The organism is Bradyrhizobium genosp. SA-3, from assembly GCF_004212635.1.
Classification (GTDB): domain Bacteria; phylum Pseudomonadota; class Alphaproteobacteria; order Rhizobiales; family Xanthobacteraceae; genus Bradyrhizobium.
Window position 1 is genome coordinate 1 of the sequence record NZ_PSRT01000161.1, and the last position, 17,514, is coordinate 17,514.

The 17,514-nt window shown below is 65.0% G+C and carries 18 protein-coding genes and 1 pseudogene; 17 read left to right on the top strand and 2 right to left on the bottom strand.

Features of this window, described 5'->3' with window-relative positions:
- From CWO91_RS36135 to mmsB, 9 genes are all read left to right on the top strand, one after another.
- A partial coding sequence (locus tag CWO91_RS36135) for an ABC transporter permease (protein ID WP_130220229.1) occupies positions 1-418 on the top strand: 418 nt, incomplete at its 5' end.
- Positions 415-1,395: a galactofuranose ABC transporter, permease protein YjfF gene (gene yjfF, locus CWO91_RS36140; RefSeq protein WP_130220230.1), complete on the top strand. Its 981-nt coding sequence runs from the start codon at positions 415-417 to the stop codon at positions 1,393-1,395. The genes CWO91_RS36135 and yjfF, both read left to right, overlap by 4 nt.
- Positions 1,392-2,168: a FadR/GntR family transcriptional regulator gene (locus CWO91_RS36145; protein WP_091892349.1), complete on the top strand. Its 777-nt coding sequence runs from the start codon at positions 1,392-1,394 to the stop codon at positions 2,166-2,168. Before yjfF ends, CWO91_RS36145 begins: the two co-directional genes overlap by 4 nt.
- Positions 2,165-3,091 (top strand): Gfo/Idh/MocA family protein, encoded by a 927-nt coding sequence (locus CWO91_RS36150; protein ID WP_130220231.1) that lies wholly within the window; start codon positions 2,165-2,167, stop codon positions 3,089-3,091. Before CWO91_RS36145 ends, CWO91_RS36150 begins: the two co-directional genes overlap by 4 nt.
- Positions 3,092-3,093: 2 nt before the next feature.
- On the top strand, positions 3,094-4,170 hold the full coding sequence (locus CWO91_RS36155) for an aldose epimerase family protein (RefSeq protein WP_130220232.1): 1,077 nt from the start codon (positions 3,094-3,096) through the stop codon (positions 4,168-4,170).
- Positions 4,170-5,048 (top strand): SMP-30/gluconolactonase/LRE family protein, encoded by an 879-nt coding sequence (locus CWO91_RS36160; RefSeq protein WP_165405956.1) that lies wholly within the window; start codon positions 4,170-4,172, stop codon positions 5,046-5,048. The genes CWO91_RS36155 and CWO91_RS36160 overlap by 1 nt, the downstream gene beginning before the upstream one ends.
- 71 nt (positions 5,049-5,119) lie before the next feature.
- Positions 5,120-6,190 (top strand): multiple monosaccharide ABC transporter substrate-binding protein, encoded by a 1,071-nt coding sequence (chvE, locus tag CWO91_RS36165; RefSeq protein ID WP_130220234.1) that lies wholly within the window; start codon positions 5,120-5,122, stop codon positions 6,188-6,190.
- A gap of 182 nt (positions 6,191-6,372) precedes the next feature.
- Complete coding sequence (gene mmsA, locus CWO91_RS36170; RefSeq protein WP_130220235.1) at positions 6,373-7,950, top strand: multiple monosaccharide ABC transporter ATP-binding protein; 1,578 nt, start codon at positions 6,373-6,375, stop codon at positions 7,948-7,950.
- Entirely contained in the window at positions 7,947-9,137 is a 1,191-nt protein-coding gene (mmsB, locus tag CWO91_RS36175; RefSeq protein WP_130220236.1) for a multiple monosaccharide ABC transporter permease, read from the top strand. Before mmsA ends, mmsB begins: the two co-directional genes overlap by 4 nt.
- A 155-nt stretch (positions 9,138-9,292) precedes the next feature.
- Here the strand turns inward: mmsB and CWO91_RS36180 are convergent, their stop codons facing one another.
- Positions 9,293-9,718 (bottom strand): cupin domain-containing protein, encoded by a 426-nt coding sequence (locus CWO91_RS36180; protein WP_091892363.1) that lies wholly within the window; start codon positions 9,716-9,718, stop codon positions 9,293-9,295.
- A 145-nt stretch (positions 9,719-9,863) separates the two neighbouring features.
- Complete coding sequence (locus tag CWO91_RS43430) at positions 9,864-10,019, bottom strand: hypothetical protein (RefSeq protein WP_091892367.1); 156 nt, start codon at positions 10,017-10,019, stop codon at positions 9,864-9,866.
- A gap of 240 nt (positions 10,020-10,259) precedes the next feature.
- Between CWO91_RS43430 and CWO91_RS36185 the strand changes: the two genes are divergently transcribed.
- The 8 genes and pseudogenes from CWO91_RS36185 (at position 10,260) to CWO91_RS36220 (ending at position 17,486) form a co-directional block, all read left to right on the top strand.
- Entirely contained in the window at positions 10,260-10,769 is a 510-nt protein-coding gene (locus CWO91_RS36185; protein WP_130220237.1) for a cytochrome c oxidase subunit 3, read from the top strand.
- Positions 10,769-11,030, top strand: a pseudogene (locus tag CWO91_RS36190) (cytochrome C oxidase subunit IV family protein). Before CWO91_RS36185 ends, CWO91_RS36190 begins: the two are co-directional and overlap by 1 nt.
- A gap of 115 nt (positions 11,031-11,145) precedes the next feature.
- Positions 11,146-11,598 carry a c-type cytochrome gene (locus CWO91_RS36195; protein WP_091892374.1) on the top strand — a complete coding sequence of 151 codons (453 nt, stop codon included), beginning with the start codon at positions 11,146-11,148 and terminating at the stop codon, positions 11,596-11,598.
- Between the two features lie 41 nt (positions 11,599-11,639).
- On the top strand, positions 11,640-12,986 hold the full coding sequence (locus CWO91_RS36200) for a cbb3-type cytochrome c oxidase subunit I (RefSeq protein ID WP_130220238.1): 1,347 nt from the start codon (positions 11,640-11,642) through the stop codon (positions 12,984-12,986).
- Positions 12,987-13,049: 63 nt separating this feature from the next.
- On the top strand, positions 13,050-13,859 hold the full coding sequence (locus CWO91_RS36205) for a CbbQ/NirQ/NorQ/GpvN family protein (RefSeq protein WP_130220239.1): 810 nt from the start codon (positions 13,050-13,052) through the stop codon (positions 13,857-13,859).
- 10 nt (positions 13,860-13,869) lie between these two features.
- Positions 13,870-15,786, top strand: coding sequence for a nitric oxide reductase activation protein NorD (locus CWO91_RS36210; RefSeq protein ID WP_130220240.1), 1,917 nt, complete (start codon positions 13,870-13,872; stop codon positions 15,784-15,786).
- Between the two features lie 76 nt (positions 15,787-15,862).
- On the top strand, positions 15,863-16,528 hold the full coding sequence (locus tag CWO91_RS36215; RefSeq protein ID WP_130220241.1) for an HAD family hydrolase: 666 nt from the start codon (positions 15,863-15,865) through the stop codon (positions 16,526-16,528).
- Between the two features lie 7 nt (positions 16,529-16,535).
- A complete protein-coding gene (locus tag CWO91_RS36220; protein ID WP_130220242.1) occupies positions 16,536-17,486 on the top strand; it encodes a sugar-binding transcriptional regulator in 951 nt (316 codons plus the stop codon).
- Positions 17,487-17,514: the final 28 nt, after the last annotated feature.

The window sequence follows — 17,514 nt, forward strand, 5'->3', positions numbered from 1 at the left end:
CGAGGCGACCGGCGGCAATGCGCGCGCAAGCGAGCTCGCCGGCGTCGGCACGCGGGCCATGATCTTGTCGGTCTATGTCTGGTGCGGCGTCTGCGCGGCGCTCGCCGGCGTGATCGCAGCCGCCGACATCATGGGCGCGGATGCCAACAATGCCGGCCTCTGGCTCGAGCTCGACGCCATTCTTGCGGTGGTGATCGGCGGCACCTCGCTGTTCGGCGGCCGCTTCAGCCTCGTTCTGGCCGTGCTCGGCGCGCTGATCATCCAGACCATGAACACCGGAATCCTCTTGTCCGGATATCCGCCGGAGTTCAATTTGCTGGTCAAGGCGGTGGTGGTGCTCGCGGTGCTGTTGCTGCAATCGCCGAAATTCGCCGGCATTGCCGGAATGGCCGCGCGGCTGCGGAGGTCCAAAGCATGAAAGGCCTGCCGCCCGTCCTCATTACGGCCATCGTGCTGGTCGCGGGCTTTGCGCTCTGCGCGATGCAATTCCCCAACATCGCCTCAACCCGCGTGGTCGGCAATCTCCTCACCGACAACGCCTTTCTCGGCATCGTCGCAATCGGCATGACCTTCGTCATCATCTCCGGCGGCATCGATCTCTCGGTCGGATCGGTGATCGGTTTCACCACTGTATTCGTGGCGCTGGCCATCGAGCGCTGGGGCGTGCCGCCGCTGGTCGCTTTCGCCGCCATCCTGGTGCTCTCGGCTGGGTTCGGGGCTACAATGGGCGCCGTGATCCATGTCTTCGACCTGCCGCCCTTCATCGTCACGCTCGCCGGCATGTTCTTGGCACGCGGTGCAAGCTTCCTGCTCTCGACGGAATCGGTGCCGATCACCGCGCCGGTCTACTCCACCGTGTCGGACTTCGCGCTGCGGATGCCCGGCGGCGGACGGCTGACGGCGATCGCAATCTTCATGCTGGTGATCGTGATCGGCGGCGCCCTGCTGCTGCATCTCACCCGGTTCGGCGCCAATGTCTATGCGCTCGGCGGCAGCCGGGCGACCGCGAGCCTGATGGGCGTTGCGGTCGGCAAGATGACGGTGAAGATCTACATGCTGTCGAGCCTGCTGGCTGGCATCGCCGGCATTGTCTTCTCCTTCTACACCAGCGCGGGCTATTCGCTCTCCGCGGTCGGCGTCGAGCTCGACACCATCGCGGCCGTCGTGATCGGCGGCACGCTGCTCACCGGCGGGCAGGGATCGGTGATCGGCACCTTCCTCGGCGTGCTGATCCAGGGCCTGATCCAGACCTACATCAATTTCGATGGCACGCTGTCGAGCTGGTGGACTAAGATCGCGACCGGCGTGCTGCTGTTCGCCTTCATAGCCTTGCAGCAGGGGCTGGTCGCGCTTGCACGACGGCCGGTGAGGAAGAGTGCAGGAGCAATCTCATGACCTCGCGCATCGTCGTCATCCCGACGCGACGGGCCCACTCCAACCATGCGGAGGTGGCCCGCTCGATCGGCGTCGACATCATCGCCGGCCGCTACGCGGAAGGAACGCGGCTGCCCGGTGATGCCGAGATGATCGCGATGTTCGGCGTGTCGCGGCCGGTGCTGCGCGAAAGCGTCAAGACGCTGGTCGCCAAGGGGCTGCTCACCACCAAGGCGCGCGTCGGCACCGTCGTGCGCGAGCGCGGCGCCTGGAATATGTTCGACGCCGACGTGCTGGCTTGGCATCTGGACGCCGGCATCGACAAGCGTTTCCTCAACGACCTCGCCGAGATCCGTCTGGCCGTCGAGCCGCGCGCCGCCGCTCTCGCAGCTATGCACCGGTCCGACGAGGACGTCGCTGAGCTCCGTCGCTGCATGGATCGCATGCGGCTTGAAGCGTCCGACTCCGTCGGCTTTGCCGATGCCGACCTCGCGCTCCATGTTGGGGTGGCGCGTGCCTCCGGCAATCTGTTCATGCGCTCGATCGGGCATGTCATCGAGGCTGCGCTCCGCGCCTCGTTCCTGCTGAGCGCCCCGGTCGAGTCGGAGGACCGCGACACCGTGCTGCTCTGGCATCAGAAGATCGTTGATGCCATTGCGGCGGGCGATGTCGACGCCGCGTCGGAGGCGATGGTCTACGTCATTCACAACGGCATGCGCCGCCACGAGGACGCGGTGATCGAAACCGCGCCGGCCGAGCCGCTGTCATCTGCGAAATCCGGAGAGAGATCGTGACTGAACTTCGTATCGCCATCGTCGGCTTCGGCAAGATCGCGCGCGACCAGCACCTTAGTGCGATCGCGGCGACACCGGGTGCGACGCTCGCGGCTGTCGCCAGTCGCAACGCTTCGCTGCCGGGGCTGCCGCATTTCGCCACCATCGAGGAGTTGCTTGAGAAGGGTCCGCCGATCGACGCGGTGTCGCTCTGCACGCCGCCGCAGGTGCGCCGTGCCCAGGCGGCCGCGGCGCTCGCCGCCGGCAAGCATGTCATGCTGGAGAAGCCGCCCGGCACCGGCGTTGCCGAGCTCGATCCGCTGATCGCGATGGCGGCGGGTGCGAAGCGGACGCTGTTTGCGACCTGGCATTCGCGCTACGCGCCGGCGGTCGAGCCGGCGCGGCAATGGCTCGCCGAACGCCGCATCACCTCCGTGCACATCAGCTGGAAGGAAGACGTCCGCGTCTGGCATCCCGGGCAGGGCTGGATCTGGGAACCGGGCGGGCTCGGCGTGTTCGATCCCGGCATCAATGCGCTGTCGATCCTGACCAAAATCCTGCCGCAGCCGGTGTTTGTCATGGCGGCTGAGCTGGCCTTTCCCGCCAATTGCCAAGCGCCGATCGCCGCGAACCTGACGCTGACGAACATCGGCGGCCTGCCTGTCACCGCCGAGTTCGATTTCCGCCAGACCGGGCCGCAGAGCTGGGATATCCTCGTTGAAACCGATCAGGGCCAGTTGACGCTGTCCGGCGGCGGCAGACGCATGGCGATCGACGGCAAGACCGTTGCCGAGGCGCCCGATGAGGAATATCGGGAGCTGTACCGGCGCTTCGTCGATCTCGCTGCGACATGCGCGAGCGATGTCGACCTGGCGCCATTGCGTCTCGTCGCCGACGCCTTCCTGCTCGGCAAGCGGACGATCGTCGAACCATTTGTGGACTGACAATGGCTGACTCGAAAATAACAAGAGACGTCTTCGGAACACTGCCGGATGGTCGCGCGGTCGAGCGCATCGTGCTCCGCGGAGCGGGCGGATTCGAAGCGCGGATCATCACCCATGGCGCGGTGATCCAGGCGCTGATCGCGCCGGACGCGAAGGGCGGCTACGATGATGTCGTGCTCGGCCACGATGCCTTCGCCGGCTATCTGGCCGAGCGAAAGTTCTTCGGCGCCACCGTCGGACGTTATGCCAACCGCATTGCCAAGGGACAGTTTTCGCTCGGCGGCGAGACGGTGCAGCTTCCCATCAATAACGGTCCGAATGCGCTGCACGGCGGCCTCGATGGCTTCGATCGCAAACCCTGGGACATTGCGGAGATCGACGAGGGCGCCGAGCCCGCCGTGATGCTCACCTATGTCAGCCCGCATGGCGAAGAAAACTATCCCGGCCGGCTCGATGTGCGCCTGACCTATCGCATCACGGCGCCGACCGAGCTGTCGCTGAGCATGGAGGCGCGCACGGACCGGCCAACGATCGTCAACCTCACCAACCATAGCTTCTTCAATCTGGAAGGTGTGACGTCGGGTACCCCCGTCCTTGATCATAAGCTGACGGTGGCCGCCGAGCATTTCCTTGCGATCGATCCCACCGCCATTCCGCTGCCGGGGCCGCCGCGCCACGTTGCCGGCACGCCGTTCGATTTCCGCGAAGCACGGCCCATCGGCGAGCGCATCCGCGAAAACGATCAGCAATTGCAGAGCGGCAGGGGCTACGATCACACCTACTGCCTCGCGCGTGACGGCAAGCTTGCTTTCGCGGCCCGACTGGAGGCGCCGCGCTCGGGACGCATCATGGAGTTGCTCACCGACCAGCCCGGACTTCAGGTCTATTCCGGCAATTATCTCGATGGCACGATTTCGGGGAAGGGCGGCAAGCTGATCCGGCAATCGGATGCGATGTGCCTGGAGCCGCACATCTGGCCCGACGCGCCGAACCGGCCTGATTTCCCGAGCCCGCGGCTTTCACCCGGCGAGGTCTATCGCCATCACACGGTCTATCGCTTTTCGGTGAGGACGCCATGATGGAAGAGGTACCGACGTCTGTGCTCTCGGACCATCCTTGCCATCTCGGCGAGGGACCGACCTATGATGCGACCACCGACACCGCCTGGTGGTTCGACATCCGCGAAGGGCTGCTGTTCGAGGCGCAGCTCGGCGGCGGTGAGGTCCGCATCCATGCGCTCGGCCGGATGGCGAGCGCGCTCGGACGCATCGACGCCGAGCGTCAGCTGATCGTCGCGGAAGATGGCCTTTACATCCGCAAGCCTGCCGACGGCGCGATGGCGCTGTTCTGTCCGCTCGAAGCCGACAATCCCGCCACGCGTTCCAACGACGCGCGTGTGCATCAGTCCGGCACGTTCTGGATCGGCACCATGGGACGCAAGGCGGAAGCAGGGGCGGGCGCGATCTACGCGTTTCATCGCGGCAAGATCTCGCTGCTGTTCCCTCGTATCAGCATTCCCAACTCGATCTGCTTCTCGCCGGACGGTGCGATCGGCTATTTCGCCGATAGCGCGCGCGCGGTGCTCTACAAGGTGCCACTCAATCCGGCGACTGGTCTGCCGCGCGGCGAGCCGGAAGTGCTGCTGCGCCACACCGGCATCGGCGGTCTCGACGGCTCGGTGTGCGACGCCGATGGACAGATCTGGAACGCCTGCTGGGGCGCGAGCCGCATCGATGTTTACTCTCCGCAGGGCGAGCGCCTGCGCTCCTTGAGCGTTCCTGCGAAGCAGGCGAGCTGCCCGGCTTTCATCGGCCCCGATTTGTCGCGTCTCCTCGTCACCTCCGCCTGGCAGGACATGGACGCGGCGGCGCGCGCCGCCGATCCGCAAGCAGGCCGCACCTTTCTGCTGGATGCATCCGCGCGCGGTCGTGCGGAGCCCGACGTCAAGCTCGCATAGGAGATCCGAAGCAGCCCACCCACGTTCTCGACGACACGAAGAAACAGTCTGACACCCAAAGGGAGTGAAATATGCTGAAACTGAAGACGACGTTTCTCGCACTGGCGCTGGCCGGCGCTGCCACGATGGCCACAGGCGTCACCGCATCCGCCCAGAAGGCGACAGTCGGCATCGCCATGCCGACCAAATCCTCGGCGCGCTGGATCGACGACGGCAACAACATGGTCAAGGTGCTGAAGGAGCGCGGCTACAACACCGACCTGCAATATGCCGAGGACGACATTCCGAACCAGCTCTCGCAGGTCGAGAACATGGTGACCAAGGGTGCGAAGGCGCTGGTGATCGCGGCGATCGACGGCACCACGCTGTCCGACGTGCTCAAGCAGGCCAAGGCCAAGGGCATCACCGTGATCGCCTATGACCGCCTGATCCGCGGCACGCCGAACGTCGACTACTACGCGACGTTCGACAATTTCCAGGTCGGCGTGCTCCAGGCGCAATCGATCGAGCAGGGGCTCGGCCTCAAGGAAGGCAAGGGGCCGTTCAACATCGAGCTGTTCGGCGGCTCGCCCGACGACAACAACGCCTACTTCTTCTACAACGGCGCGATGAGCGTGCTGAAGCCCTACATCGACAGCGGCAAGCTCGTCGTCGTCTCCGGCCAGATGGGCATGGACAAGGTGGCAACGCTGCGCTGGGACGGCGCCACCGCGCAGGCCCGCATGGACAACCTGCTCAGCGCCTATTACGGCAACAAGAAGATCAATGCCGTGCTGTCGCCCTATGATGGCATCTCGATCGGCATCATCTCCTCGCTGAAGGGTGTCGGCTACGGCAGCGCCGACCAGCCGATGCCCATCATCTCCGGCCAGGACGCCGAGGTGCCCTCGATCAAGGCGATGCTCCGCGGCGACCAGTATTCGACCGTCTTCAAGGATACCCGCGACCTCGCCAAGGTCACGGCGGACATGGTCGACGCGGCGCTCGCCGGCAAGCAGGTCACCGTCAACGACACCAAGACCTACGAGAACGGCGTCAAGACCGTGCCGTCCTATCTGCTCAAGCCGGTGGTGGTCTACAAGGACAATTGGGAGAAGGTGCTGGTCGACAGCGGTTACTACAAGAAGTCGCAGTTCCAATAAGGACTCTTTCTTTCCCCTCTCCCCGCGTGCGGGGAGAGGGTTAGGGTGAGGGGGGCTCTCCATGGGGGCGGTGAGAGTTGCCCTCGCGGAGACTCCCCTCACCCGGAATTCAAGCTGCGCTCGAATTCCGGCCTCTCCCCGCACGCGGGGAGAGGCGAAGTAACGCAAGGGACACCAAAGCCATGACCGCCATGCTGGAGATGCGCAACGTCAGCAAGAGCTTTGCCGGTGTGCAGGCGCTGCGCGACGTTAATTTTTCCGTCCACGCCGGGCAGATCCACGCGCTCGTCGGCGAGAACGGCGCAGGCAAGTCGACGCTGATGAAAGTGTTGAGCGGGGTCTATCCGCACGGCAGCTACGAGGGCACCATCGTCTTCGAAGGCGAGGAGCGGCGCTTCCGCGACATCAACGATTCCGAGGCGCTCGGCATCATCATCATCCATCAGGAACTGGCGCTGATCTCGCTGATGTCGATCGCCGAGAACATCTTCCTGTCGCATCCGCCGTCGAAGTTGGGGGTGATCGATCGCGACGAGGTCTACCGGCGCACGCGGGAACTACTCGCGCAGGTCGGCCTGCGAGAATCGCCGGATACGCTGATCACCGATCTCGGCGTCGGCAAGCAGCAGCTGGTCGAGATCGCGAAGGCGCTCTCCAAGCGGGTGCGGATGCTGATCCTGGACGAGCCGACCGCGAGCCTCAATGAGGCGGACAGCGCGGCGCTGCTCGAACGCCTCATGGCGTTCCGCGAGCAGGGCATCGGCTCGATCCTGATCTCGCACAAGCTGAACGAGGTCGCCAAGGTCGCCGACCACATCACCGTGTTGCGCGACGGCCGCACGGTCGACAGCATCGATTGCCATGCCGAGGCGATCCAGGAGGACCGCATCATCCGCAGCATGGTCAACCGCGATCTTGCTCACCGCTTCCCGGAGCGCAGCGCGAAGATCGGCGAAGCAGTGCTCACCGTCGAGAACTGGTCGGTCTATCACCCCATTCATCCCGAACGGCAGGTGATCAAGAACGTCAATTTCAGTGTCAAGCGAGGCGAGGTCGTGGGCATCGCCGGCCTGATGGGGGCCGGCCGCACTGAATTCGCCATGAGCCTGTTCGGCCGCTCCTGGGGCACTACCATCAGCGGCAGCCTTCGGCTCGAGGGCAAGGAGATGATGCTGCCGAGCGTCGCGGCCGCGATCGACGCCGGCCTTGCCTATGTCACCGAGGATCGCAAGCAGCTCGGCCTCATCCTCGCCGACGACGTCCGCAAGAACATCACGCTGGCGAGCCTCGACCAGGTCGCGCCCGGCCGTGTCATCGACGACATTGCCGAGCTGAAGGTCGCGAGCGACTACCGCAACCGGATGCGGATCCGCTGCTCCGACGTCTACCAGGAGACCGGCCAGCTCTCCGGCGGCAACCAGCAGAAAGTGGTGCTGTCGAAATGGCTGATGACCGATCCGAAGGTGCTGATCCTGGACGAGCCGACGCGGGGCATCGACGTCGGTGCCAAGTACGAGATTTACTGTATCATCAACGAGCTGGCGGAAGCCGGCCGCGGCGTCGTGGTGATCTCCTCGGAAATGCCCGAGTTGCTCGGCATCTGCGACCGCATCTGTGTGATGAACGACGGCGCCTTTGTCGGGGAGTTCAGGGGATCCGAGGCGACGCAGGAAAAGATCATGCGCGCCATCATGCGCAACGAAAGAAAAATTGGGAACGCCGCGCCCGCGGCCGTCGAGATGGGAGGAACGCAGCCATGACCGACAAGACGGTGTCGCTGCCCGAGGAGCGCCGGCACGGCAGCTTCATCAAGCACAATTTGCGCAACTACGGCATGTTGATGTCGCTGGTCGCGATCATGCTGTTCTTCCAGGTCGTCACTGGCGGCACCTTGCTGCAGCCGCTCAACCTGACCAATCTGGTGCTGCAGAACAGCTACATCGTCGTCATGGCGCTGGGCATGCTGCTGGTGATCGTCACCGGTCATATCGACCTTTCGGTCGGCTCGGTCGCTGGCTTCATCGGCGCGGTGGCCGCCGTGCTCATGGTGACCTACAAGATCGACTACACACTCGCCTTCATCGCCTGCCTCTTAGTCGGCGCCGCCATCGGCGCCGCGCAGGGCTATTGGGTGGCCTATTTCAAGATCCCATCCTTCATCGTCACCTTGGCGGGCATGCTGGTGTTCAAGGGCCTCGCGCTCGCGGTGTTGCAGGGTCAGTCGCTCGGGCCCTTCCCGGCGACCTTCCAGAAATTGTCGTCCGGGTTCATTCCTGAACTGTTGCCCGAGGCCGGCACGCTGCATCCGACCTCCATGCTGATCGGTGCCGTGCTCGCGCTCGGCCTGGTCTATGCCAGCGCCAAGGGCCGCTCGCGTGAGCAATTGCACGGCATCGAGGTCGAGCCTTATGCGTTCTTCCTGGGCAAGAGCGTTCTCTTGGCCTGCGCCGTGCTCTATTTCACCTATCTGATCGCCTCGCATCGCGGCCTGCCGAACGTGCTCGTCATCATGACGGCGTTGATCGCGCTCTACGGCTTCGTCACCCGGCGCACCGTGATCGGCCGGCAGATCTATGCCGTCGGCGGCAACGCCAAGGCGGCAAGCCTATCGGGCATCAAGACTGAGCGGCTGACCTTCCTCACCTTCGTCAACATGGGCGTGCTCGCCGCGCTCGCCGGCCTTGTCTTCGCCGCGCGCCTCAACACTGCAACCCCGAAGGCCGGTCTCGGCTTCGAGCTCGACGTCATCGCCGCCTGCTTCATCGGCGGCGCCTCGGCCTATGGCGGGGTGGGGCGCGTCGGCGGTGCCGTGGTCGGCGCCATGATCATGGGCGTGATGAACAACGGCATGTCGATCCTCGGCATCGGCATCGACTACCAGCAGGTCATCAAGGGCCTGGTGCTGCTGGGTGCGGTCTGCATCGACGTGTATAATCAGCGGCGATAGTTTCGCTGACTCCGTAGGGTGGGCAGAAGCGCTCTTGCGCCGTGCCTACCCTTTTCAACGACGATGGCGAAGGCGCTGAGCGCGCCTTCGCCATCGCCCCTTGAGCTATAGCGAACGCTTTGGCCACCTGCCTCGATCGCTCGCCGCACTCATCCTCAGGATTGCATCACCGGAACCAGCCCGTAGCGCAGCATCGTTTCCTTCATTTTGGCCGGATCAGGCTTGCCGGCCAATAGCAGGGCCGCCATCTCCTTGAAGTATTGTGGGCCGAGTACGCCGGGGCTGAGGATGCACAGGCAGGTCGCCGGTCGGGGCGAACGGTTGATGAAACCGTGCACCACGCCGCGCTTGATGAAGAGGCTTTCGCCCGGCGCCACGTCGATGTCCTTTGCGTCGATCCGCCAGGTCGAGATGCCGCTGAGTCCATAGATCGTTTCGTCCCAGCCATCGTGATAATGGGGAATCGGCATGCGCGCGTTCGGCTGTAGCGTCATCTCGAACAGATCGAGGCCGCCGGCGGTGTCATCCTTGCTCTGTAGGAACGTCAGCTGCAGCGCGCCAAGGTTGATGATCTCAGGCATGGCGAACTCATCCAGTCGTGTGGAGCGCAATATTAGCGCACGACGCAAGGAAGCCAAGACGGAGGAATCGAAACTGCCCGAGACCCACCTGCAGCAGGCGCCCCTTGCTGTGCAGTGCCGCAACGGCGCGCTGAGGCGCCTGCCGCTACTGCGTCGTGAACAGCACTGCCGCGATCGCGACGGAGAGGCTTACCGCTGACACGGTCGCCACGGTCGATAGCACGCCCATTCGCCGGAGCGCGATGGCAAACGCGATGATAATGGGGGTCGCGGTCATCAGGCCGATTTGTGCGTCGCTCATCTGGTCGTTTGCCGTCTTGTGGAACCGCCGGGTTGATCCACCCTATGGCGGAAGGGGCGCCAGGATGTTGCGGTAGCGCAAACACCCTATGGCCTGCCGCTTCTTTGTCCGGCGTCAAAGTCGGAACAGCGCCGTCGAGGTAGTGGCTGGACGTCTTGGTTTGGAAATCAGATGTCGGCGACGGACTGCGAGCAACAAGAAACTGGCTGAGGAATACTCGAAGATCTCCCCGGCGATCCCATGATCTGGGTGCTGATCTTCAGCGAGCTTGCCGCCTTCGGCCTGTTCCTCGGCGCCTTCATCGTCGCCCGTGCGATTCATCCCGTGATCTTCGCGGCCGGCCAGGCCACCCTCGATGCGCACCTCGCCGGGATCAACACCGTCGTTCTTGTGACCAGCGGATGGGCCGCGGCCCGCGGCACGGCCGCCGCCCGTGCGGGCCGCAGGCCGGCCGCACGCGGCTGGCTCTTCGGCGCCATGGCTCTTGGCGCTCTCTTCATCGCGGTCAAACTGTTCGAATATGCCGGCGAGATCGGTCAGGGAAACGGTCTGGAGACCAGCCCGTTCTTCACCCTCTACTTTCTCCTCACCGGCTTTCATCTCCTGCATGTCGGCCTCGGCATCGTGATCCTGGCCGTAGTTTCCCGGAGTGCCGAAGCCTCGGGGGTCGAGACGGGAACCGCCTTCTGGCACATGGTCGATCTGCTGTGGATCGTCATGTTCCCGATCATCTATCTGGTGCAGCAGTGATTCCGGATCGTCTCGACATCACCTGGATCGCGCTGATCGGTCTCGCCCTCGCGACCATTCTGGTCCCATCATTTGTGGCGCATCCACTGCTCGGCAATGCCCTGCTGCTGGCGTTCGCGGCCGTCAAGGGCCGCCGTATCGTGCTCGATTTCCTCGATCTTCGGGCTGCGCCGGCGCTCTGGCGCGGCCTCGTGAGCGCCTGGGTCCTCGTCATGGTGCTGTTTCGCCTGGCTCGCATCCGCTGTCGCCACCCTGATCTGACGCTGCGCCTCGCGGATCGTCGCGCTGCTTGCGCTTCGTCAAAGAGTGATCCGCGCCGTTCGGCAATAAATCACAGCATCGCTTTTTCGCAGGAATCAAACGGAAAGGATTGGCAATGGCTGAACGCCTGACCAAGTCGGCCGCTCGAAACGTCTTCTACGGCGGCTCGGCCTTTTTCTTCGCCATCTTCATAGGGCTGACGGCGCACAGCCATTACTACATGGCCACGACCTCGACCGACGCGACGACGCTGACGTCCTCGGTCGCCCGCGGCAAGCATGTCTGGGAGAAGAACTCCTGCATCAACTGCCACACCCTGCTCGGCGAGGGTGCCTATTTCGCGCCCGAAGTCGGCAACGTCTGGGATCGCTGGGGCGGCAACGAAGACCCGGCGGGTGCGCGCGAGACGCTGAAGGCCTGGATGCAGGCGCAGCCTTCGGGCGCACCGGGCCGGCGGCAGATGCCGCAGTTCAACCTCACCGACCAGGAGCTCAACGATCTCGCCGACTTCCTGCAATGGACCTCTACGATCAAGCGCCAGGAATGGCCGCCGAACAAGGCCGGCTGAGCGTATCGCCTCGTGAATCCCTAGAACACAGAGAGCCTGAGATGAAATATCAGACCCAGAAAGTCGCGATGCTGTATTTCTACGGCGCGCTGACTCTGTTCCTCGCGCAGGTCCTGTTCGGCCTCCTCGCGGGGACGATCTACGTCCTGCCCAACACGCTGTCGACCCTCCTGCCGTTCAACATCGTCAGGATGATCCACACCAACGCGCTGATCGTGTGGTCGTTGATCGGCTTCATGGGCGCGACCTACTTCCTGCTTCCGGAAGAGACCGAGACCGAGCTCTACAGCCCGTTGCTGGCAAAGATCCAGTTCTGGATGTTTTTTGGCGCGGCAGGTGTGGCCGTGGTCGGCTATCTCTTCCACTACCATGAGGGCCGCGAGTTCCTCGAACAACCCTTCATCATCAAGGTCGGCATCGTCGTCGTCTGTCTGATGTTCCTGTTCAACGTGACGATGACGGCGCTCAAGGGCCGCAAGACCACGGTCACGAACATCCTCTTGTTCGGCCTGTGGGGCGTTGCGATCTTCTTCCTGTTCGCCTTCTACAATCCGATCAATCTGGCGGTCGACAAGATGTACTGGTGGTACGTCGTCCATCTCTGGGTCGAGGGCGTCTGGGAGCTGATCATGGCCTCCATGCTGGCCTATCTGATGATCAAGCTCAACGGCATCGACCGCGAGGTGGTCGAGAAGTGGCTCTACGTCATCATTGGGCTGGCGCTGTTCTCCGGCATCCTCGGCACCGGCCACCACTTCTACTGGATCGGCGCGCCCGGCTATTGGCAGTGGATCGGCTCGCTGTTCTCCACGCTGGAAGTTGCTCCTTTCTTCACCATGGTGATCTTCACGGTGCAGATGACCTGGAAGGCCGGTCGCAAGCATCCGAACCGCGCAGCTCTGCTGTGGTCGGTCGGTTGCTCCGTGATGGCGTTCCTGGGCGCCGGCGTCTGGGGCTTCCTGCACACGCTGTCCTCGGTGAACTACTACACCCACGGCACGCAGGTCACCGCCGCACACGGCCATCTCGCCTTCTTCGGCGCCTATGTGATGTTGAATCTGTCGGTGATGGCCTACGCGATCCCGCAGATCAGGGGACGTGCGCCCTACAACCAGTGGCTCTCCATGGCGAGCTTCTGGATCATGTGCACCGCCATGATGGTGATGACCTTCGCGCTGACTTTTGCCGGCGTGGTCCAGGTCCATCTCCAGCGCGTGCTCGGCCAGGGCTACATGGACGTGCAGGACCAGCTCGCGATGTTCTACTGGGTCCGGCTCGGCTCCGGCGTATTCGTGGCGATCTCCGCGCTGATGTTCGTGTGGGCCGTGCTGGTGCCGGGCCGCGCCAGGCAACCGGTCATCCCCGGCGCGCTGCAGCCGGCCGAGTAAAATGCAAATGGCGGCCGGGGTTCGCCGCGGCCGCCTGCTTCCTGGAAAGTCCGGAGAGACATCATGAAACCCGCTCTTCACACCGTGACCTCGGCGCCCGCGCTGCCGGCCTATGTCGCAAGCGGCAACGAATGCGCGCTGTTCGAGCACGCCTGGCGGCATCAACTTCCGGTGCTGCTGAAGGGACCGACCGGCTGCGGCAAGACGCGCTTCGTCGCGCATATGGCGGCGCGGCTCGGATTGCCGCTGCACACCGTCGCCTGCCATGACGATCTCACCGCCGCAGATCTCACCGGCCGCTATCTGCTGAGGGGCGGCGACACCGTGTGGACCGACGGTCCGCTGACGCGCGCGGTGCGCGAGGGCGGCATCTGCTATCTCGACGAGGTCGTGGAAGCGCGCAAGGACGTCACCGTCGTGCTGCATCCGCTGACCGACGACCGCCGCATCCTGCCGCTGGAGCGCACCGGCGAGGAGATCGCGGCGCCGAGCAGCTTCATGCTCGTCGTCTCCTACAATCCCGGATACCAGACGCTGCTGAAAGCGTTGAAGCCGTCGACACGGCAGCGCTTCATTGCCATCGAATTCGGCTTCCTGCCGCCCGAGCAGGAGATCGCCGTCGTGTCCGCCGAAAGCGGACTGTCGCCGGAGCGCGTGCGGCCGCTTGTCGGGCTGGCTGGTCGGCTGCGCGCGCTGAGGGGCCACGACCTGGAGGAGGGCGTCTCGACCCGGCTCGTCGTCTATTGCGCGACGCTGATTGCCGCGGGCACGCCGACTGCCGATGCGGTGCTCGCCGGTATGATCGAGCCGCTCACCGACGATGCCGACGTCAAGGCGGCGCTGCTCGACGTCGCGCGCGCCGTGATCGGGTGAGGCCACCGCCATGCTCGACTTCCTCGAACTGGAGGAGACGGTCGGACGCGCCTGGCACAGAATGGTCGGCGGCACCGCGAGCTATCCGGCTCATGAGGATCAGGCTGTCACGCTGACGGAGATGAAAGGCCGGCTCGCGGTGATGTTCCGCGCGCTCGGCGGCGAGACCGGGGTGCAGATCGCGAGCGCAGGGGCCCGAAAGTCCGCCCACCGGCTCGGCTGGCGGCAGCGCATTGGCCTCGGCGACGAGCGCCTCGAGCAGCCGGGCCGCGACGCCGCGACTATCTTCCTTCCCGACCGCATCGCGATCTTTTCCGGCCGTGCGCTGAATGCATCGCTCTATCGCTGGCTCGCGGCATGGTTCGCGGCTGCGCCGGTCGAGGCGATCGTGGAGGCGGATCCGCTCAGGCGCGATCTCCTGGCGCTGCGTCGCGCCAGCGAGACGGCGGTCTGGGTGCTCACGCAATTCCCGGGGCTTGTCGCCGATTACGCGCAGCTCGCTGCGGCCACCGCCGAGGCCCGGCCTCAGCGCCCTCTGCCGCGCGTCGAGCGGGAGGTGGAACAGATCGCCCTGGCCTTGCTCGGAACCGGAAAGGCGCCCGCAGGCCAGCTGTGGCCGGCGATGATGGGGACGGGCCCGCTGCCGGACAAGGCACCGCCGGGCTACCGTTCGATCCTGCCGTGCCCACTCTGGGGCGATTGCTGGACCCGCGAGCTCTCGCCCGCGCATACCGGCGACGACGAATGCGCGCCGGGCGCGGCACCTGCGCCGTCGGACGATCGCAGACGGTTTGCGGTGCGCGAGCGCGAGGACAATGCCCATCGTCGCGATCCCTTCGTGCTCAACCGCTTCGAGAAGATCCTCGCCATGGCCGAGATGGTCAATGTCGATCGTCCTGCCGATGACAGCGAGGACAAGGATGCGCAGAAGGCGGCCGACGATCTCGAGGAGATCACGCTCAGCCGCCGCAGCGGCAAGCCCACGAGCCGGCTCAAATTCGATCTCGACCTGCCGCCGGAAGCCCTCGATACGTCACGCCTGAATGCGGACCTGAGCTATCCCGAATGGGACTATCGCAGCGGCTCCTATCTGCCGGATCATTGCCGCGTGCTCGCGGCTGCGGCGTCCGAGCAAGGTGAGAGCTGGAGGGCGGATGACGCCATGCGCCGCCACATCCGCCAGGTGCGTCGCCGCTTCGAAGTCTTGCGTCCGCGTCACGAATTGATGCGTGCCCAGGCCGACGGACACGACCTCGATCTCGACGCGCTGGTGCGCGCGCGCTGCGACCTTCGCGCCGGCAGCGGCAGTGGTCTCGATCGCATCCATGTCGCGATGCGCCCGCAGGGGCACGATCTCGCCGTCACGCTCCTCGTCGACGTCTCGCTCTCCACCGACGCGTGGGTCGACGGTTATCGCGTGCTCGATGTCGAGAAAGAGGCGCTGCTCGTGCTCGCGCATGGGCTATCGGCCTGCGGCGACCATCACAGCATCCTGACCTTCACCTCGCGCCGACGCTCATGGGTGCGGCTCGAGACGGTCAAGGCCTTCGGCGAGCCGATGAGCGGGGCGGTCGAGCGCCGCATCGGCGCGCTCAAGCCCGGCTATTACACGCGGATCGGCGCCGCTGTGCGCCACGCCGCGGCCGAGCTTGCGCGCCAGCCGCAGCGCAAGAAGCTGCTGCTCGTCCTCACCGACGGCAAGCCGAACGACGTCGATCACTATGAAGGCCGGTTCGCGGTCGAGGATACCCGGAAATCCGTGCAGGAGGCACGCCGGCTCGGCATCGCCGCATTCGGCGTGACGGTGGACGCAACGGCGCAATCCTATTTCCCGACCCTGTTCGGCCGCGGCGGCTACGCGATCGTCGGCAACATCAAGCGTTTGCCGGCGGCGCTGCCGGCCATCTACCGGCAGGTGGCGCATTGAGGCACAGATAGTCCCACCGAGGGCTTGCTCCGGCTGAGCTATTGCTCATCCAATGGGTATATGATCGAATGGCCGGATGGACCAGGACCGGCCGAAACCCGATCTGATCATCTTCGACTGCGACGGCGTGCTCGTCGACAGCGAGCTGTTGAGCTGCCGCTGCCTGTCCGAAGTGCTGGCCGAATTCGGCTTCGCACTCAGCGAGGCGCAGGCGCTCGAGCTCTTTCTCGGGCGCAGCACCAAGGCGATCGAGCAGTATTATCGCGATCTCGGACAAATCGTGCCGGACGGCTTCCTGCCGCGCTTGAAGTCGCGCCTGCTCGAGACGTTCGCCGCCTCGCTCGAACCGATCCCCGGGGTGGGGGCGGTGGTGTCGGACCTTACGGTGCCGTTCTGCGTGGCCTCGTCGAGCGATATCGACCGCGTATCGCTCTCGCTCGACGTCACCGGCCTCAAGCCGCTGTTCGACAACCGCATCTACACGGCGCAGATGGTCAGGCACGGCAAGCCGGCGCCCGACCTTTTCCTCCATGCGGCCGAGAAGATGCGCATACCGCCCGCGCGCACGCTGGTGATCGAGGACAGCGTCAGCGGCGTGCAGGCGGGCAAGGCGGCCGGCATGACCGTCTGGGGATTTGTCGGCGGAGGCCATTACAGCGGCCGGGACGGGCAGGCTATATTGTCGGGCGCGGGGGCCGATCGGGTCTTCGGGCGCATGAGCGATTTCTGGAAGGGGGCGTAAGGCCCGCATGGCCGCCGAGAACGAGAAATCAAGGCTCGATGACGCCGCGCGCGCGGGCTGGCTCTATTTCATTGCCGGTCATACCCAGGACGAGATCGCAAAGATGCTCCAGGTCTCGCGCGCGTCGGCGCAGCGGCTGGTCTCGCTGTGCCTCGCCGAGCGGCTGATCACGTTTCGACTCGAGCATCCCATCGCCGCCTGCATGGAACTGGCGGCGCGGCTGAAGCAGCGCTTTGATCTGGTTCATTGCGAGGTGGTGCCAGCCGACCCTGCCGCACCCCAGGCCACCGCAGGCATCGCCGAACGTTGCGCCAACCTGCTCGATTCCACGCTGCGCTCGGAGACGCCGGTCATCGTCGCGCTCGGTACGGGCCGCGCGGTGCGCGCCGCGGTCGAGCGCGTCACGCCGATCGACCGGCCCAACCACCAGATCGTCTCGCTGGTCGGCAACATCTCCGCCGACGGTTCGGCGAGCTTCTACGACACCGTCGGCCGGCTCGCCGATCGCACCGGCGCGCGGCATTATCCGATGCCCTTGCCGTTCCTGATGTCGTCGGAGGACGAGCGCAACAAGATGGTCCGCATCGAGCCGATCGCGAAGGTGAAGGCGGTCGCGGCCAAGGCGGACCTTCGCCTCGTCGGCATCGGCCAGATGGACCAGAAGGCGCAGGTGCATGTCGACGGCTTTGTCACCCGCGACGAATTGTTCGAAATGATGCGCCTGGGTGCCATCGGCGAGATCACCGGCTGGGCCTATGATTCCAAGGGCCGCCTGCTCAAATCGGGCACCAACAAGCGCCTCACCAGCATCCCGCCGGAAGTCCCGGCCAACACCACGACGATCGGCGCGGCGGTGGGCGCCGCCAAGGTGGCGGCGATCGCGGCGGCATTGGACGGGCGGTTGATCAACGGCCTGATCACGGACGAGGCGACGGCAAGGGCGATCTTGGAGCGGTAGGGCGCGGTCGCGCGGCAGCGGGAGTCGA

What these genes read in the sequence shown, in the direction of transcription:
- chvE (WP_130220234.1), top strand. Translation starts at nt 5,120, where the DNA reads ATGCTGAAACTGAAGACGACGTTTCTCGCACTGGCGCTGGCCGGCGCT.
- CWO91_RS36210 (WP_130220240.1), top strand. Translation starts at nt 13,870, where the DNA reads ATGCTCGACTTCCTCGAACTGGAGGAGACGGTCGGACGCGCCTGGCAC.
- yjfF (WP_130220230.1), top strand. Translation starts at nt 415, where the DNA reads ATGAAAGGCCTGCCGCCCGTCCTCATTACGGCCATCGTGCTGGTCGCG.
- CWO91_RS36205 (WP_130220239.1), top strand. Translation starts at nt 13,050, where the DNA reads ATGAAACCCGCTCTTCACACCGTGACCTCGGCGCCCGCGCTGCCGGCC.
- CWO91_RS36220 (WP_130220242.1), top strand. Translation starts at nt 16,536, where the DNA reads ATGGCCGCCGAGAACGAGAAATCAAGGCTCGATGACGCCGCGCGCGCG.
- CWO91_RS36145 (WP_091892349.1), top strand. Translation starts at nt 1,392, where the DNA reads ATGACCTCGCGCATCGTCGTCATCCCGACGCGACGGGCCCACTCCAAC.
- CWO91_RS36195 (WP_091892374.1), top strand. Translation starts at nt 11,146, where the DNA reads ATGGCTGAACGCCTGACCAAGTCGGCCGCTCGAAACGTCTTCTACGGC.
- CWO91_RS36200 (WP_130220238.1), top strand. Translation starts at nt 11,640, where the DNA reads ATGAAATATCAGACCCAGAAAGTCGCGATGCTGTATTTCTACGGCGCG.
- CWO91_RS36185 (WP_130220237.1), top strand. Translation starts at nt 10,260, where the DNA reads ATGATCTGGGTGCTGATCTTCAGCGAGCTTGCCGCCTTCGGCCTGTTC.
- CWO91_RS36155 (WP_130220232.1), top strand. Translation starts at nt 3,094, where the DNA reads ATGGCTGACTCGAAAATAACAAGAGACGTCTTCGGAACACTGCCGGAT.
- mmsB (WP_130220236.1), top strand. Translation starts at nt 7,947, where the DNA reads ATGACCGACAAGACGGTGTCGCTGCCCGAGGAGCGCCGGCACGGCAGC.
- mmsA (WP_130220235.1), top strand. Translation starts at nt 6,373, where the DNA reads ATGACCGCCATGCTGGAGATGCGCAACGTCAGCAAGAGCTTTGCCGGT.
- CWO91_RS36160 (WP_165405956.1), top strand. Translation starts at nt 4,170, where the DNA reads ATGGAAGAGGTACCGACGTCTGTGCTCTCGGACCATCCTTGCCATCTC.
- CWO91_RS36215 (WP_130220241.1), top strand. Translation starts at nt 15,863, where the DNA reads ATGGACCAGGACCGGCCGAAACCCGATCTGATCATCTTCGACTGCGAC.
- CWO91_RS43430 (WP_091892367.1), bottom strand. Translation starts at nt 10,019, where the DNA reads ATGAGCGACGCACAAATCGGCCTGATGACCGCGACCCCCATTATCATC.
- CWO91_RS36180 (WP_091892363.1), bottom strand. Translation starts at nt 9,718, where the DNA reads ATGCCTGAGATCATCAACCTTGGCGCGCTGCAGCTGACGTTCCTACAG.